Here is a 13,406-nt window from a genome sequence, read left to right on the forward strand (position 1 = left end):
TCGAAGAATGTAAATTACTCTTACAGCTGTGATTGATCCATTAATTTTTTCCCTTTTTCGATGGCTTCATCGATGGTGCCCACATTCAGGAAAGCCATTTCAGGATACGAGTCAAGTTCGCCGTTGAGGATCATAGTAAATCCCCGGATAGTCTCATCAATGGGAACCATTACTCCGGGTTGTCCCGTGTATTGTGCTGCCATGAAGAAAGGTTGGGAGAGGAAGCGCTGCACTTTCCGGGCACGGTTTACTGTAATCCGGTCTTCATCCGAAAGTTCTTCCATCCCCAGGATGGAGATAATGTCCTGAAGTTCCTTGTAACGTTGCAGAAGTTGTTTTACGCGCATGGCCGTGTTGTAGTGATTCTCTCCCACGATAAGCGGATCCAGGATACGCGAAGATGACTCCAGAGGATCAACAGCCGGATAGATGCCAAGCGACGAAATCTTACGGCTCAGCACGGTGGTGGCATCCAGGTATGAGAAAGTGGTTGCCGGAGCCGGATCGGTAAGGTCATCCGCCGGAACATATACAGCCTGTACCGACGTGATAGAGCCCTGTTTGGTAGATGTGATACGTTCTTGCAGCAGGCCCATTTCTGTTGCCAGTGTAGGTTGATAGCCTACTGCTGAAGGCATTCGTCCGAGTAGGGCTGAAACTTCAGAACCGGCCTGCACAAACCGGAAGATATTGTCGATGAAAAGGAGGATGTCGTTGCCTTCACCCGATTGGTCACGAAACGATTCGGCAATACTGAGTCCCGAAAGCGCTACCGATGCCCGGGCACCGGGAGGTTCGTTCATCTGTCCGAAAACCAATGTGGCTTGTGACTTCCTTAGTTCGTTGTAATCTACTTTGCTCAAATCCCAATTCCCTTCGTCCATGCTTTTTTTAAACTCTTCGCCGTAACGGATCACCCCCGAATCGATCATTTCGCGCAAAAGATCATTCCCTTCGCGCGTGCGTTCTCCCACCCCGGCAAAAATGGAATATCCGCTGTAACCTTTGGCAATGTTGTTGATCAACTCCATGATCAGCACGGTTTTGCCAACACCAGCTCCGCCGAAAAGTCCTATCTTCCCGCCTTTCAGATACGGTTGAAGCAGGTCAATTACTTTTATTCCTGTGGAGAGAATTTCCTGATTTGTAGTCAGGTCTTCGAACTTGGGAGAAGGACGGTGAATGGGGTAAGCTCCGGAGTGGTCGAGCGGTTTCAATTCATCTATAGTTTCACCTATCACGTTCATCAGACGCCCTTTCACCTGCTCTCCTACAGGCATGCTGATCGGTTGTCCCAATGCTTTCACTTCTGTCCCGCGCCGTAATCCGTCTGTGGTATCCATGGCCACGGTACGGACCGTAAACTCGCCAATGTGCTGTTGTACTTCCAGTATTAATTTCTGTCCGTTGTCTCTGGTGACGGAAAGTGCGTCTTGAAGTGCGGGGAGCTGCAACTCTTTTGATTTTTTCAGATCGAAGTATACGTCAACTACTGGCCCGATAATTTGTGATATATATCCAATAAGATGAGTCATAATGTATAAATAAAGAGGAGGAAACCTAATTCTACAAATATACAAAATATATCCGACAAAACCTTTTTTAATTCATAGCAACGGTAATTGCCTTGTGTACCAACTGCGTTGATTGCTTATTTATTTGTACGTTGTTGCCCGTTAGCAACAAAACGGATGCACTTGTGGATTATTTAGTTTGTTAATCCGGATTGCGTCTTAAAAGAGCCAAGAGAGAAGCAGACATTTTCCCGATGTTCTCTGTCAGGTTAAACTTGAATTTATTGAACTTCCAATTAAACATGTGCAGTTTAAAGGTGGCCAATGATATCATCGTTAAATCGCTTGATGCAACGGACTGAATAAAGGTTCCTTGTTTTTGGCCTTCTTGGAGAATTTGCTCCAGATGGCTACTTGTAAGGGTCATTAAACCAGATATTTCGTTATTTATCTTATCACTTTCGTCCATTAATCCTTCCGAAAATACCGTAACCACGAAATATGGATTTTCTTTAAAATAGAGGCTAAGTCTAGTGAAGAATATTACAAAATCTTTTTCTACATCGCCGGTTTTTGTCAGGTTACTTAATATTTTGCTGATATTGGTTTTTAAATATTTAAGCATCATAATAATAATCTCTTCTTTGCTCGAAAAATGCCTGTAAATAGCGCCTTCAGAGAACTGCATTTCTTTTGCGAGATTTTTAATCGTTAGCCCGTTAGCTCCCGAAGCAGTAAGAATTTTTCCGGTTGCTTCAATAATTTCCAGTTGTCTTGGCGTAATTTCCATTGTAATAATTATTTGACGGTAAAAGAGAACATGATTACAAAGATAGATCTTATTTACGATTACCGGTTTTATTTTTAATTGAAATAAGGGGGTAAACACCGTGCGTGACCATTCATCCTAAGTATAAATATACTTGAATAGCTAAAAATTGTACCTTTACCGTAGGAAAAATTATTTTCCGGTGTCTTATATCTTATTGAATGCTGAAACGAGTAAATGTCTGACGAACAACTCATACACGAAATAATATCGGGCAATACTTCTGCCTTTAAAATGCTGGTGGAGAAATACCAATTACGGGTATTTCGCACCGTTTTAGGGTTCGTTCATTCTAAAGAAGATGCCGAGGATATCACCCAGGATATTTTTATGAAAGCGTATCAGTCGCTCGTGTTCTTTAAAGGTGAATCGGAATTTACTACATGGCTCTACAGGATTACCGCGAATATGAGCATCAATTTCGTCAATCGAAATCGAAAAAACCGGTTCTTGCAATCCCTCGAAGATATTTTTTACAAGCCAAGCGGTGAAAAAACGCCATTGGAACAACTGGAAGAGTCGGAACGCGACCAGCGTATCCGTAAAGCAATCGATTCGTTGCCTGAAAAGCAACGAACGGCTTTTGTCTTAAGTAAATACGAAGAACTGCCTCAGAAAACGATTGCTTCTGTAATGAATATATCGGAAGGTGCCGTTGAGCAACTTTTGCAACGGGCAAAAAACAATTTGCAAAAAAAATTAAGCACACATCCGTAGGAAATTAAATGTCATCGTGTCTAACTCATTAAACAAACAACAAGAATGAAAACGGAACATCAAATAGATGATTTTATCCGACGCGAAAAGCAAACGGAACCTAATCCGTTTTTAAGCAGCCGCGTGATGGCAAACATTGAAAAGTTGCAGAAGCCGGAAGTGAAAAAAAATCCGGTTTGGCAAGTTGCTGCCGTTTCTGCGAGCGTAGCCGCTGTTGTTTTTTTAGGAATATCAATCGGTAACAGTTATGTTGACAGCACATCGCCGGAAACGGTTATGAACATCAACGACAGCCAGATGGAAAATTTAGGATATTACAACCTCGAAAATTATGAATAAGACAAACAAAATACTGTGGTTCGTAATAGCATTGCTGGTTATCCTGAATCTGGCAACCATCGGGACCATTTTCTACCATAACAGGCAGAGTAAAGACGACAACCAGGCAATTGTTCTCGATGAAAACCGGCCAAACCCCTTGACCGGACGTTTTTTCAGACAGGAACTTGGATTCAATGATGCCCAGATGGAGGTTTTCAGGGAAGCGAACCGCCATTTTCAATACGTTGCCAATGATTTGATTTTCGAAATGGACTCACTGAAAAGCGAGATGTTTGAGGAGTTAAACGGGACTCATCCCGACTCAACAAGATTGCATAATTTGTCGGCTCATTTAGGCAGGCATCATGCCGAACTAAAGAATGTCACCAACGACTTTTACCTGAAAATAAAATCAGTATGCGATTCCTCACAATGCGAGCGTTTACAGGGGGCCTTTCTTCCGCTTTTCAGAGACGGGACGGTAGCCAATTTCGGAAGAAGATACAACCGGAACGACAGCATTGGTCGCGGGCAGGAATACAGGCACAGATACAGGCGCGGTTGGAGATTGCAATAAATAAGATAGAAGCACATAACTAACAATTAAAAATCAGAAAAGATGAAAACAAAACTTTTTATTTCAGCTATAGCAGTTGTTTTATCGGTAGGGATGGTAACTGCTCAGAATCAGAATCCGGTCAGAAAAGACACAACAACTTCCACTCAAAACGGACCTGCGTTTGTGGATAAAGACAACAACGGTGTTTGCGACAATTTTGAGAACGGGACACCGCGAAATCCGAATGCAAACGGAAAACAGCGCCTGCTTGACGGAAGCGGCCGGGGGATGGGCTTCCGTAACGGAAAAGGCATGCCGCGGCGAGGCCGGGGACAAGGCTGCTGCATAGGGCTTCGCAACGGTAAAGGGAGTGCGGTAAATTTCGTGGATGCCAATAAAAACGGCATTTGTGACCGCAGGGAATAAATCACAAAAATCAAAGCACCCGATACCAACATTTAGCCCAATTATGCGAATTTAGTTTGTACATCAGAAAGCCATTGGGTGTTTGCAGAAAAATTTATTACGCAGGAATGTTGAGTTTCAATTCAAAATACTAAATTTACAGCGTTTTGGCGACACCGTTTTACCTCAATACAGGAGTATCAAGATTAATTAATCAAAGCCTATGGATATTAGAAAAAACATTGCTGTCAGCGAAAACGGATTTATCTTTAATCCCCTTACGGGAGACAGTTTCAGCGTTAATCAGACGGGTGTATTTATTCTCCGTAAAATGAAAGAGGGTGACAGTAATGAAGATATCATGAAGGCACTCCAGGAGGAATACGAATTAGATACTTACACCGCCGAAAAGGACCTTTACGATTTCTTGTCTTTACTGAAAAGTTACCAGCTGACCGAAAATGAGTAAAAGAAAAATTACCGTCGGGGTAAGCGGACTCAACAATATAGACAGCCCGGGACCCGGGATTCCTGTCATTCGCGCATTGAAGGAAAGCAGTGAATTCGATGTGCGCATTATCGGATTCTCGTACGAGACCCTGGAACCGGGAATTTATATGCACGAACTGGTGGACAAAGTGTATCAGTTGCCGTTACCCACCGCAGGATCTTCAATGCTGAAAGAAAGGCTGCAATATATTGCGGGCATTGAGAAAATAGATGTAATCATTCCCAATTTTGATGCAGAACTGCACAACTTCATCAAGATACAACAGCAATTGAAATCGGAGCTGGACATTGCCACGTTTCTGCCTTCTCACGAATCGTTTGAAGAACGACAGAAATCGGAACTGAACAAATTTGGCGAAAAATACAACGTAAGGGTGCCGAAAAGCCATATGATAAATCAGCTTTCGGAATTGAAAAAACTGGAAGACGATTTGGATTATCCCATGGTTATCAAAGGCAGGTATTACGACGCATACGTTGCTTCTTCTCACGAACAGGCAAGCGCTGGTTTTTACAAGATAGTGTCCAAGTGGGGTTACCCGGTGATTGTTCAGGAATTTGTGACCGGAACGGAAGTGAACGTCACCGCCATTGGTGATGGGTATGGCAACTGTATCGGTGCCGTGCCGATGCGGAAGCTTTACATCACCGACAAAGGAAAAGCGTGGTCGGGCATTTCGCTGGAAGATGATACGCTGATGGAAATTACACGCCGGGTGATTGAAAACAGCAAATGGCGCGGTGGCTGCGAGCTGGAGTTTATCAAAACCAAGAAAGATGAATATTATTTGCTGGAGATGAATCCGCGTTTTCCAGCCTGGGTTTACCTGGCAAACGGATGCGGGCAAAACCACGCCGAAGCATTGGTGAAAATGGCGCTGGGTGAAGAGGTAAAACCATTTGCCGGATATAAAAGCGGGAAAATGTTCATCCGCTATTCTTACGATATGATTGTGGATATTACGGAATTTGAAAAAATTTCAACAACGGGGGAAATGTAAAGATGAAACCTACCTATGAACGCCCTGTCATTCAAAAACTGAATACGGGCTTACTCAATAAATTCGGCAGCAGAACCGAGTACACACCCGTAAAACAGATCGATGGTGTTTCCGTAAACAACTTGATGGATCAGTACGGTTCACCCTTGTTTGTGATCAGCGAGAAAACCATCCGTCAAACCTATCAACGTGCGTTGAAGGCGTTTAAAATGCGTTACCCGAAAGTGCAGTTTGCCTGGAGCTATAAAACCAACTATCTCGATGCGGTCTGCAACGTTTTTCATCAGGAAGGAAGCTGGGCGGAAGTGGTATCAGGATTTGAATACCAAAAAGCGCTACACAACGGAGTGCCGGGTAACCTTATCATTTTCAACGGCCCTGATAAATCGGTGGAAGATTTGAAAAAGGCTGTCGAAAACTGTTCGCTTATTCATATCGACCATTTCGATGAACTCTATTCACTTATCGAGATGCTGGAAGGGACCTCCTACAGCGCACGCGTAGCCATTCGTGTAAATATGGATACGGGTGTTTATCCACAATGGGACAGGTTCGGATTCAATTATGAATCCGGACAGGCATGGAATGCTATCATGAAGATTGTGACACAGAAAAATCTCGAACTGGAAGGCCTGCACTGTCACATCGGTACCTATATGCTTACGGCAAACGCATATGCGGTTGCTGCCCGGAAAATGTGTGAGTTGGCACAAGCTACGGCAAACACTGCCGGTGTTAAAGTCAAGTACCTGGACATGGGTGGCGGATTTTGTTCTTCGAACACGCTGAAGGGCTCTTATTTGCAGGGTGTTGATGTAATTCCCAATTTTGACGATTATGCCGAGGCTATTGTGAACACCCTTTTGCATTTTGGTTTCAAACCCGATGAATTACCCTTGTTGATCCTCGAAACAGGGCGGGCGTTGATCGACGAGGCCGGGTACCTGCTGGGGTCAGTCCTGGCTACGAAACGTCTGGCTGACAGTAGGCGGGCAACCGTTCTCGATATCGGTGTAAACATCATGTTTACCTCATTCTGGTACAATCATCGGGTATCGCCCGCACAGGATTTTACGCAGCATGCCGAAGAAATGGCGCTTTATGGCCCGTTGTGTATGAATATCGATTGCCTTCGTGAAAGTGTGAGCCTGCCTTTGCTGAAGAAGGGTGACCGTGTGGTGGTTCACGAAGTAGGTGCATACAACATGACACAATGGATGCAGTTTATCACGCTTCGGCCGAATGTAGTTATGATAGACACCACCGGGAAGGTGCATTTAATCCGGAAAAACGAAACCGTGGAAACTATCGTGGAAAACGAAAACGTACCCGATCACCTAAAGGTTTTCAAGTTGTAAAGTGTAAAAAGGATTGGTAAATGAAATCGCAGATTCAATCCATCGGTGAGTTGCATTTGAATGGCACGATCAACAGCTATGCCCAGATATTCTTTTCTCAGGATAGATGGTACGCCGTCATTTTACTGACGGTCAGTATGCTCGATTACCGGTTGGGATTGGGTGGGCTTACTGCGGTGGTCTTGACCAACCTGATGGCGCACCTGCTCGGTTTCTCGAAAGAAAAAATCAGAACCGGGCTATATGGTTTCAACGCTGTTTTTATCGGGATCAGTATGGTATATAAGTTTCACGTGAACCCGGCGCTGTTTGTGCTTTTCTTTTTTTCTGTTATTTTGGGATTTATGCTGACGATCTGGTTTGAAACCCTGTTATCCAAATACAAAGTTCCCATCCTCACTCTTCCGTTTGTATTCACGTTGTTTGTAGTTGACCTTTCATTTAAAACATTTACCCATATCCAGCCCATTCTCCCTTTCGACCGTTTTACAATTGTTCTGGCAGAACAGATGAAAGTTCCCTGGTATAATGCCGTGCACTTTTTCGATAATACCGAAATCCCGCAGATGCTCTATTTTTACTTAAAGACGATGGCCTCAATTTTCTTTACCGACAGCATTTTAGTGGGGGTGATTGTTGTAATTGCGTTGCTGTTTCATTCGAGAATTAAATCGACGGTGGCTTTTCTGGGATTTTTCTTTGCTTTTGTGACAAGCAAAATGATGGGAGTGGATATTCAGCAGCTGACCCAAAACCTGGCCGGGGTGAATTATATTTTCTGGGGAATGGCTATCGGCAGTTTCTTTATTATCCCCAACGCGTACAGCTACTTGTTGGTTGTCGGGCTTACCCCGGTGCTTTTCCTTTTTTATACAGGTATCGAAAACCTTATTTTGAATATGGGGTTGTCTTCATATACCTTGTCGTTCAGTCTTTTGTCGATATTGCTGTTGTTCATTTTAAGGCAGCGAAGCCTGAACCGATTTTTTGTTTTCCCCTATATACAATATTATAATCCTGAAAAGACGGTGTACAAGAATGTAAACTACATGCAACGTTTTGGACAGGAAACCTTGTTTAAGATGCAACTTCCATTTTTAGACAAGTGGACGGTCAGTCAGGGCTACGACGGAGCTATCACGCATTTGGGCGCCTGGGGAAAAGCGCTTGACTTTGTGATTATGGATGAAGAGGGGAGTACTTGCTTCGGCAGGTGTGCGCAGAAAGAAGATTTCTACTGTTACAACAAACCGGTTCTTGCTCCTGCTGACGGTTATGTCTATACAATCAGCAACATTGCCGGAGACAATGAGATAAACCAGGTTGACACCCGGAAAAATTGGGGCAATACAATTATTATTAATCACCTAAACGGATTATATACACAGATAAGTCACCTGAAGAAAGACAGTTTCAAGGTTCGCACCGGCGATTTTGTAACGAAAGGAACCGTCGTCGCCGCATGTGGTAATTCGGGACGCTCTCCGGAGCCTCATCTTCATTTTCAAGTGCAGCTGACACCGGAAATCGGTGCGGCAACCCATCCGTATCCAATCGGGTATTTTTTCGAAAAAGCAAAGGGAAAAAGAGTACTGCGCATCGGTGAGGTTCCGCAGGAAAATTCAACCGCTTGGAATGTAGTGGCATCGGGTCTGTTGCTTGACGCATTTGAGGCTAAACCGGGAAAACTGCTACGTGTAAAATACAACGGCGAAGATTTTATGTGGCCGGTAGCTACGGATGCTTATAACAAAACGTACATATATTGCCGGAAAACAAAATCGATGGCTTACCTGGAGAACGACGGCACAATGTTCTATTTTACCGATTTTGAAGGGAAAAAATCGTCGCCGTTGTATCTTTTTTATCGGAGTTGCTTTAAACTCCTGCTTTCCTGTGAAAAAGAAATTCCTGTAAAGGACTTCGTTCCCCTGACGAAAGAGCACCCCACCGGAACAAGGTGGATCCAGGACCTGTTGGCTCCGTTTGTAATTTTTACTCGAATCAAGTACCGGTCGGAATTGATAGAGGTGGACAACATGCATTTTCCCGAAAAAGTTGTTTACCTGACACAAACAAATACGGTATCGTTTCATTTTAAAAACCGCCGGAAAGAAACATCGGTGACGGTTTTAAAAAACAGCATTGAAATCCATTTCCAAAACGAAAAATTATGTATCGATTGGGCGTAACGTTAATTATAGTCATGGTTGTGGCTTCGGTTCTTGCTCAGGACAGCCTGCGCAGAGAATTAGACAGCCTCACATATCAGCAATACCTCAACAAGGATTACAAAAACCTGATAGAAACGGGTAAGAAGGCCCGTGAGCAACATATTAATTTTTACTACCTCAATTACCGGACCGCCATTGCCTACTACGAACTGAAAAATTATGCGAAGGCAGCAGAATTCTACAGAAAGACGCTCGCCGAAACCCCAGATGACCCGATTTTGCAGGAAAGTCTTTACTACTCCTATCTGTTAAGCGGACAGAAAGAAAACGCAGCTATCGTTGCCAGATCGCTTGCGCCGCACACGCAGGTAACCATAGGATACAAGCCTTCGGCCGTAGATTACATTTCATTATCGGGCGGATATATGACAAACGACAATACACCGGATATACACTCTGATTTTGCGGGAAACGATTCCGTCAATCAATATAGAGATATGATTTTCACGAGCTTAGGATTGGGCTTTAATCTTTCTTCCCGTTCCAGATTTAAACTCGGCTACCAAGTGTACAACACGAATTTCGAACAGTATACAGCCGCCGGGCTTGCTCAGACCGATAAACTCGCTCAGCATCAATTGGTTGGGACATTGGAATTCTTTACGGAAAACAATGTTTTGTGGGGAGTTGCAGGGGGGTATTACTTCATTGAATTGTTTGATAGGACAGCCATTTATACTCTCGGAGGCGGAGGAAAGGGATTCGGGCCGGGAACCGGGAGAATCTTCACAACTTCAGGCGGAAAATCCGTTTCGGCATTTTCTGCACTAGTATTTCTGAACAAACGCTTTGCGTACACTTTACCCGAGATTGCTGCAACCTATTCCAATTTTGGGGGCGGGCACCAGTATCAGGTAAAGGGATCGCTTACTTATTATCCGTTAGGTAATCTCAATTTTTACGGAACAACTGCTGCAGCAGTCATCCGCAACCAAGACGCCTGGACGGACACTCAACTTATATTCTCTCAGAGCCTCGGAGTAAAGTTAACCAAACAGTTGTGGCTCGACGGAAACATAAGCCTGGGAAATCACCGGAATTACGTTTCCGAACGCTCTTTTCTGGTGTATGACACGTACGATCCCGTGAAGGCCATTGCCGGGCTTTCTCTTTCCTGCTTTTTCCGAGATGTCATGCTGTCTGCAGGATACCAGTGGCAACAAAGAGAGGGATATGCTTATTCTGCGATCAACTACTCTGCCTATAAATACAACAATCACCTCCTAAATATTGCATTCACATGGAACCTTTAAATAAAAAAAGCGGATGGTTTATCCTTTTGTTGTTGTTCTCAGCAACAGTTTCAGCACAAGTGAATTCATCTCAGGTTTTTGCAGACAGTTATCGATACGAATCGTCGGGCGATTATCAGAAAGCCATAGCGGAATTGAATGTCCTGAACGGATACGATTATCACAAATCGTTGCGCCTCGGCTGGCTGTATTACCTGGCTAAGGATTACGAGAGCAGCAAAAAATTTTATAATCAGGCCATCAGTTTAGCACCGCAGGCTGTTGAAGCCTTGTTGGGAATTTGTTATCCGCTAGAAGCACAAAAGAAAACGGATGAACTGGAAACGGTCTATAAAAAAATCCTGTCGCTGGATAAGACAAACTCAAAAGTGAATTATGCACTGGGAAATATCTATTATTACCGGAAAGATTTTATACAGGCTGAAAAATATTTTGACCTGGTGCAAACCATGTATCCTTTCGATTACTATTCAACACTGATGAGCGCCTGGACAAAATATTTTCTCAACAAAAAAAACGATGCCCAGCGACTCTTCAATATTGTTCTTATCATCTCTCCAACTGACCAGTCAGCAAAAGAGGGGTTGAATCTTCTAAAATAGCCATTTTTTCTAGCCGTTTTGGCTAATCATTTTCAGGAGTTTCTTGTCGCGTATTTTCACGTTTCTTCCCGTCATCTCAATAAGCCCATCGGTAGCGAATTCCGAAAGGACACGGTTGATGCTTTCTCTGCCTGCGTCCACCCAGTTTCCGATATCCGATTGTGAAACCGGCAGGACAAACTCATCCGAATTAAAAATAGTATCGGAAAAGTCGAGCAATACGTCAGCAAGCTTGCCGCGTGTTTGTTTTTGCGTGCGGTTGGCGCATCGGCGATAAGCCTCCAGCTCGCTTTTGGACAACTCCATGATGATATAGGAAGAGAAATCCCTGTTTTCTTCCAGCACACGTTTAAAAACTTCAATGTCGATAAAACAAACCTCCGAGTCCAATACTGCCGTAACGCTGTACTGATTTATCTTGTCACCCAGTGTAGTGGGTAAACCCAAATAGGTTGGTGCTTTTATAAGGCGGACAATTTGTTCGCGATAGGGCCCTGTGATATGAATTTTTACCAGTCCTTTCCGAAGAAAGATAACGTTCGTGGAAAAAACGCCCTGTTTAATGATGGAATCTCCTTTGCGGAATTTTACCACCGCGTGGTTGTTCTCCAACATCTCAAGCTGACAATTTTTTAGTGTGCTCGATGATTTCATCACACAGGCACAATCGATGCATTCGTTTTTCATACAGCAAAAATAGATAAAAATGTGACATTTATCACTAAATATTGTAAGAATGTTCACCCGGTAAAAACAAATAATTAAAGAAATATATCTTTAATTTGCGTCCGGTTAATTCACTCAAAAACATCTTTTTAAATGGAAAGTATTAATACCCTGACCCTGGAGAAACTCCAGGCGGAACTGGAAAGCCTGGAGGCAAAAGCCGACCGGCTAGAAGTTTCCCGTAAAGACCAGTTGTCTATTGCCATCGTATCGGGCGATATGGATAAAATTCTGGCGGCCATGATTATTTCCCTGGCTGCAGCAGCCATGGACACACAAGTGAAACTTTTCTTCTCCTTTTGGGCGTTGTCCGCATTGCGTGATCCCCGGAAAAAGGTAAGAGGAAAAGATTTTATCTCGAAAATGTTTGGAATGATGCTTCCCAATGGACGCAACAAACTGAAGTTGTCGAATATGAACATGTGCGGTATGGGGCCGGTGATGATTAAAAAACTGATGAAGAAGCAAAACGTGATGTCGCTTGATGCGATGTTTACGGAAGCTGCCGAACTGGGAGTGGAAATCACGGTTTGTGAAATGTCGATGAACCTGATGGGTTTCAAGAAAGAGGAGATGATCGATTATCCTCATCTTCGTTATGCCGGAGCCACCACATTTGTCGCCGATGCCGGAGAAAGCAGTATGCAATGGTTTATTTAAGCGAAGAATAAAAACGACACATATATATAATTAGTAAACATTTACAACTATGACAACAGAAGAATTAAGAACATTGACAGTAGCAAAATCGGTAGACGCACGGGGTACAGCTTGTCCAGGCCCGTTACTGGAAGCTAAAAAGGCCATAGGTACCCTCCATTCAAACGATGTGATGGAAATTCTTTCGGCAGACGAGGGAACCAAGGTGGATATTCCGAAATGGTGCGGTAAGCAAGGTCATGAGTACCTGGGTGCGGTGGAAGAAAACGGATACTTCAAAGTATACATGAAGAAAAAATAAACTTTTGCTTCGAAATGAAGAAGAACGCCCGGATATTGGTTTTTTCTACGGAGAAAATATCCGATCCCGCCATTGATATGGCGGGATTGCTCAAGTTGCATTACCCTCCAACGGTTTATACCATTACCGTTCCTTGTTCGAGCGGAATAAAACCGAGCTGGATCTTGCATGCCTATGAAAAAGGTTTCGACGGCGTGTTTATTGCTGCCGATGGGAGCGATTGTGTCTTTGGAGAGACCTGTACCGAGAAAACCGGAAACGTGGTTTCGGTCACACACGACAAAATGAAAGAATCGGGCATCGATCCGGCACGCTTGCGCATGGCAGCCATCTGTTCGGTATGCAGCGAGTCTTTCGTGAAGCAAATACGCAGCTTCAACGACTATCTGATTAAAACATTACACGCATAGATTTCG

16 protein-coding genes are annotated in these 13,406 nt (G+C 43.7%); 13 read left to right on the forward strand and 3 right to left on the reverse strand.

Translation table 11 applies throughout. The features are described 5' to 3' along the window. Window positions 1–20: 20 nt before the first annotated feature. Both KCV26_09170 and KCV26_09175 read right to left on the reverse strand, forming a co-directional pair. Complete coding sequence (locus KCV26_09170) at window positions 21–1,535, reverse strand: F0F1 ATP synthase subunit beta (GenBank protein WZX35500.1); 1,515 nt, start codon at window positions 1,533–1,535, stop codon at window positions 21–23. 181 nt (window positions 1,536–1,716) lie between these two features. Then, window positions 1,717–2,304: a TetR/AcrR family transcriptional regulator gene (locus tag KCV26_09175; protein ID WZX35501.1), complete on the reverse strand. Its 588-nt coding sequence runs from the start codon at window positions 2,302–2,304 to the stop codon at window positions 1,717–1,719. A gap of 216 nt (window positions 2,305–2,520) precedes the next feature. Here KCV26_09175 and KCV26_09180 point away from each other — a divergent pair, with 216 nt between their 5' ends. From KCV26_09180 to KCV26_09225, 10 genes are all read left to right on the forward strand, one after another. Further along, window positions 2,521–3,060: an RNA polymerase sigma factor gene (locus KCV26_09180; GenBank protein ID WZX35502.1), complete on the forward strand. Its 540-nt coding sequence runs from the start codon at window positions 2,521–2,523 to the stop codon at window positions 3,058–3,060. 45 nt (window positions 3,061–3,105) lie between these two features. Next, window positions 3,106–3,399, forward strand: coding sequence for a hypothetical protein (locus KCV26_09185; protein WZX35503.1), 294 nt, complete (start codon window positions 3,106–3,108; stop codon window positions 3,397–3,399). Continuing rightward, window positions 3,392–3,958, forward strand: a complete 567-nt coding sequence (locus KCV26_09190) for a hypothetical protein (protein ID WZX35504.1) — start codon at window positions 3,392–3,394, stop codon at window positions 3,956–3,958. The genes KCV26_09185 and KCV26_09190 overlap by 8 nt, the downstream gene beginning before the upstream one ends. Before the next feature lie 42 nt (window positions 3,959–4,000). Beyond that, a complete protein-coding gene (locus tag KCV26_09195; protein WZX35505.1) occupies window positions 4,001–4,366 on the forward strand; it encodes a hypothetical protein in 366 nt (121 codons plus the stop codon). A gap of 202 nt (window positions 4,367–4,568) precedes the next feature. Then, the gene (locus tag KCV26_09200; GenBank protein ID WZX35506.1) at window positions 4,569–4,814 is read left to right on the forward strand and encodes a PqqD family protein; all 246 of its coding nucleotides are present in this window, start codon (window positions 4,569–4,571) and stop codon (window positions 4,812–4,814) included. Continuing rightward, on the forward strand, window positions 4,807–5,856 hold the full coding sequence (locus KCV26_09205; protein WZX35507.1) for an ATP-grasp domain-containing protein: 1,050 nt from the start codon (window positions 4,807–4,809) through the stop codon (window positions 5,854–5,856). The genes KCV26_09200 and KCV26_09205 overlap by 8 nt, the downstream gene beginning before the upstream one ends. A 2-nt stretch (window positions 5,857–5,858) precedes the next feature. Then, window positions 5,859–7,214, forward strand: coding sequence for a hypothetical protein (locus KCV26_09210; GenBank protein WZX35508.1), 1,356 nt, complete (start codon window positions 5,859–5,861; stop codon window positions 7,212–7,214). A gap of 20 nt (window positions 7,215–7,234) precedes the next feature. Then, complete coding sequence (locus KCV26_09215) at window positions 7,235–9,406, forward strand: urea transporter (protein WZX35509.1); 2,172 nt, start codon at window positions 7,235–7,237, stop codon at window positions 9,404–9,406. Next, entirely contained in the window at window positions 9,388–10,701 is a 1,314-nt protein-coding gene (locus tag KCV26_09220) for a hypothetical protein (protein WZX35510.1), read from the forward strand. Before KCV26_09215 ends, KCV26_09220 begins: the two co-directional genes overlap by 19 nt. Next, window positions 10,689–11,303, forward strand: a complete 615-nt coding sequence (locus KCV26_09225; protein ID WZX35511.1) for a tetratricopeptide repeat protein — start codon at window positions 10,689–10,691, stop codon at window positions 11,301–11,303. The genes KCV26_09220 and KCV26_09225 overlap by 13 nt, the downstream gene beginning before the upstream one ends. A 9-nt stretch (window positions 11,304–11,312) precedes the next feature. On the opposite strand, the gene KCV26_09230 is transcribed toward KCV26_09225, so the two are convergent. Next, window positions 11,313–11,990: a Crp/Fnr family transcriptional regulator gene (locus KCV26_09230; protein WZX35512.1), complete on the reverse strand. Its 678-nt coding sequence runs from the start codon at window positions 11,988–11,990 to the stop codon at window positions 11,313–11,315. Window positions 11,991–12,122: 132 nt separating this feature from the next. Here KCV26_09230 and KCV26_09235 point away from each other — a divergent pair, with 132 nt between their 5' ends. The 3 genes from KCV26_09235 to KCV26_09245 are packed head-to-tail and all read left to right on the forward strand — an operon-like array spanning window position 12,123 to window position 13,400. Beyond that, window positions 12,123–12,689, forward strand: coding sequence for a DsrE/DsrF/DrsH-like family protein (locus tag KCV26_09235; GenBank protein ID WZX35513.1), 567 nt, complete (start codon window positions 12,123–12,125; stop codon window positions 12,687–12,689). Between the two features lie 49 nt (window positions 12,690–12,738). Further along, window positions 12,739–12,990 carry a sulfurtransferase TusA family protein gene (locus KCV26_09240; GenBank protein WZX35514.1) on the forward strand — a complete coding sequence of 84 codons (252 nt, stop codon included), beginning with the start codon at window positions 12,739–12,741 and terminating at the stop codon, window positions 12,988–12,990. 14 nt (window positions 12,991–13,004) lie between these two features. Further along, window positions 13,005–13,400, forward strand: a complete 396-nt coding sequence (locus tag KCV26_09245; GenBank protein ID WZX35515.1) for a hydrogenase iron-sulfur subunit — start codon at window positions 13,005–13,007, stop codon at window positions 13,398–13,400. Window positions 13,401–13,406: the final 6 nt, after the last annotated feature.

This window comes from Petrimonas sulfuriphila (assembly GCA_038561985.1).
Taxonomy (GTDB): domain Bacteria; phylum Bacteroidota; class Bacteroidia; order Bacteroidales; family Dysgonomonadaceae; genus Petrimonas; species Petrimonas sulfuriphila.

What these genes read in the sequence shown, in the direction of transcription:
- KCV26_09220 (WZX35510.1), top strand. Translation starts at nt 9,388, where the DNA reads ATGTATCGATTGGGCGTAACGTTAATTATAGTCATGGTTGTGGCTTCG.
- KCV26_09200 (WZX35506.1), top strand. Translation starts at nt 4,569, where the DNA reads ATGGATATTAGAAAAAACATTGCTGTCAGCGAAAACGGATTTATCTTT.
- KCV26_09245 (WZX35515.1), top strand. Translation starts at nt 13,005, where the DNA reads ATGAAGAAGAACGCCCGGATATTGGTTTTTTCTACGGAGAAAATATCC.
- KCV26_09175 (WZX35501.1), bottom strand. Translation starts at nt 2,304, where the DNA reads ATGGAAATTACGCCAAGACAACTGGAAATTATTGAAGCAACCGGAAAA.
- KCV26_09195 (WZX35505.1), top strand. Translation starts at nt 4,001, where the DNA reads ATGAAAACAAAACTTTTTATTTCAGCTATAGCAGTTGTTTTATCGGTA.
- KCV26_09225 (WZX35511.1), top strand. Translation starts at nt 10,689, where the DNA reads ATGGAACCTTTAAATAAAAAAAGCGGATGGTTTATCCTTTTGTTGTTG.
- KCV26_09185 (WZX35503.1), top strand. Translation starts at nt 3,106, where the DNA reads ATGAAAACGGAACATCAAATAGATGATTTTATCCGACGCGAAAAGCAA.
- KCV26_09240 (WZX35514.1), top strand. Translation starts at nt 12,739, where the DNA reads ATGACAACAGAAGAATTAAGAACATTGACAGTAGCAAAATCGGTAGAC.
- KCV26_09210 (WZX35508.1), top strand. Translation starts at nt 5,859, where the DNA reads ATGAAACCTACCTATGAACGCCCTGTCATTCAAAAACTGAATACGGGC.
- KCV26_09235 (WZX35513.1), top strand. Translation starts at nt 12,123, where the DNA reads ATGGAAAGTATTAATACCCTGACCCTGGAGAAACTCCAGGCGGAACTG.
- KCV26_09170 (WZX35500.1), bottom strand. Translation starts at nt 1,535, where the DNA reads ATGACTCATCTTATTGGATATATATCACAAATTATCGGGCCAGTAGTT.
- KCV26_09180 (WZX35502.1), top strand. Translation starts at nt 2,521, where the DNA reads ATGTCTGACGAACAACTCATACACGAAATAATATCGGGCAATACTTCT.
- KCV26_09215 (WZX35509.1), top strand. Translation starts at nt 7,235, where the DNA reads ATGAAATCGCAGATTCAATCCATCGGTGAGTTGCATTTGAATGGCACG.
- KCV26_09205 (WZX35507.1), top strand. Translation starts at nt 4,807, where the DNA reads ATGAGTAAAAGAAAAATTACCGTCGGGGTAAGCGGACTCAACAATATA.
- KCV26_09230 (WZX35512.1), bottom strand. Translation starts at nt 11,990, where the DNA reads ATGAAAAACGAATGCATCGATTGTGCCTGTGTGATGAAATCATCGAGC.
- KCV26_09190 (WZX35504.1), top strand. Translation starts at nt 3,392, where the DNA reads ATGAATAAGACAAACAAAATACTGTGGTTCGTAATAGCATTGCTGGTT.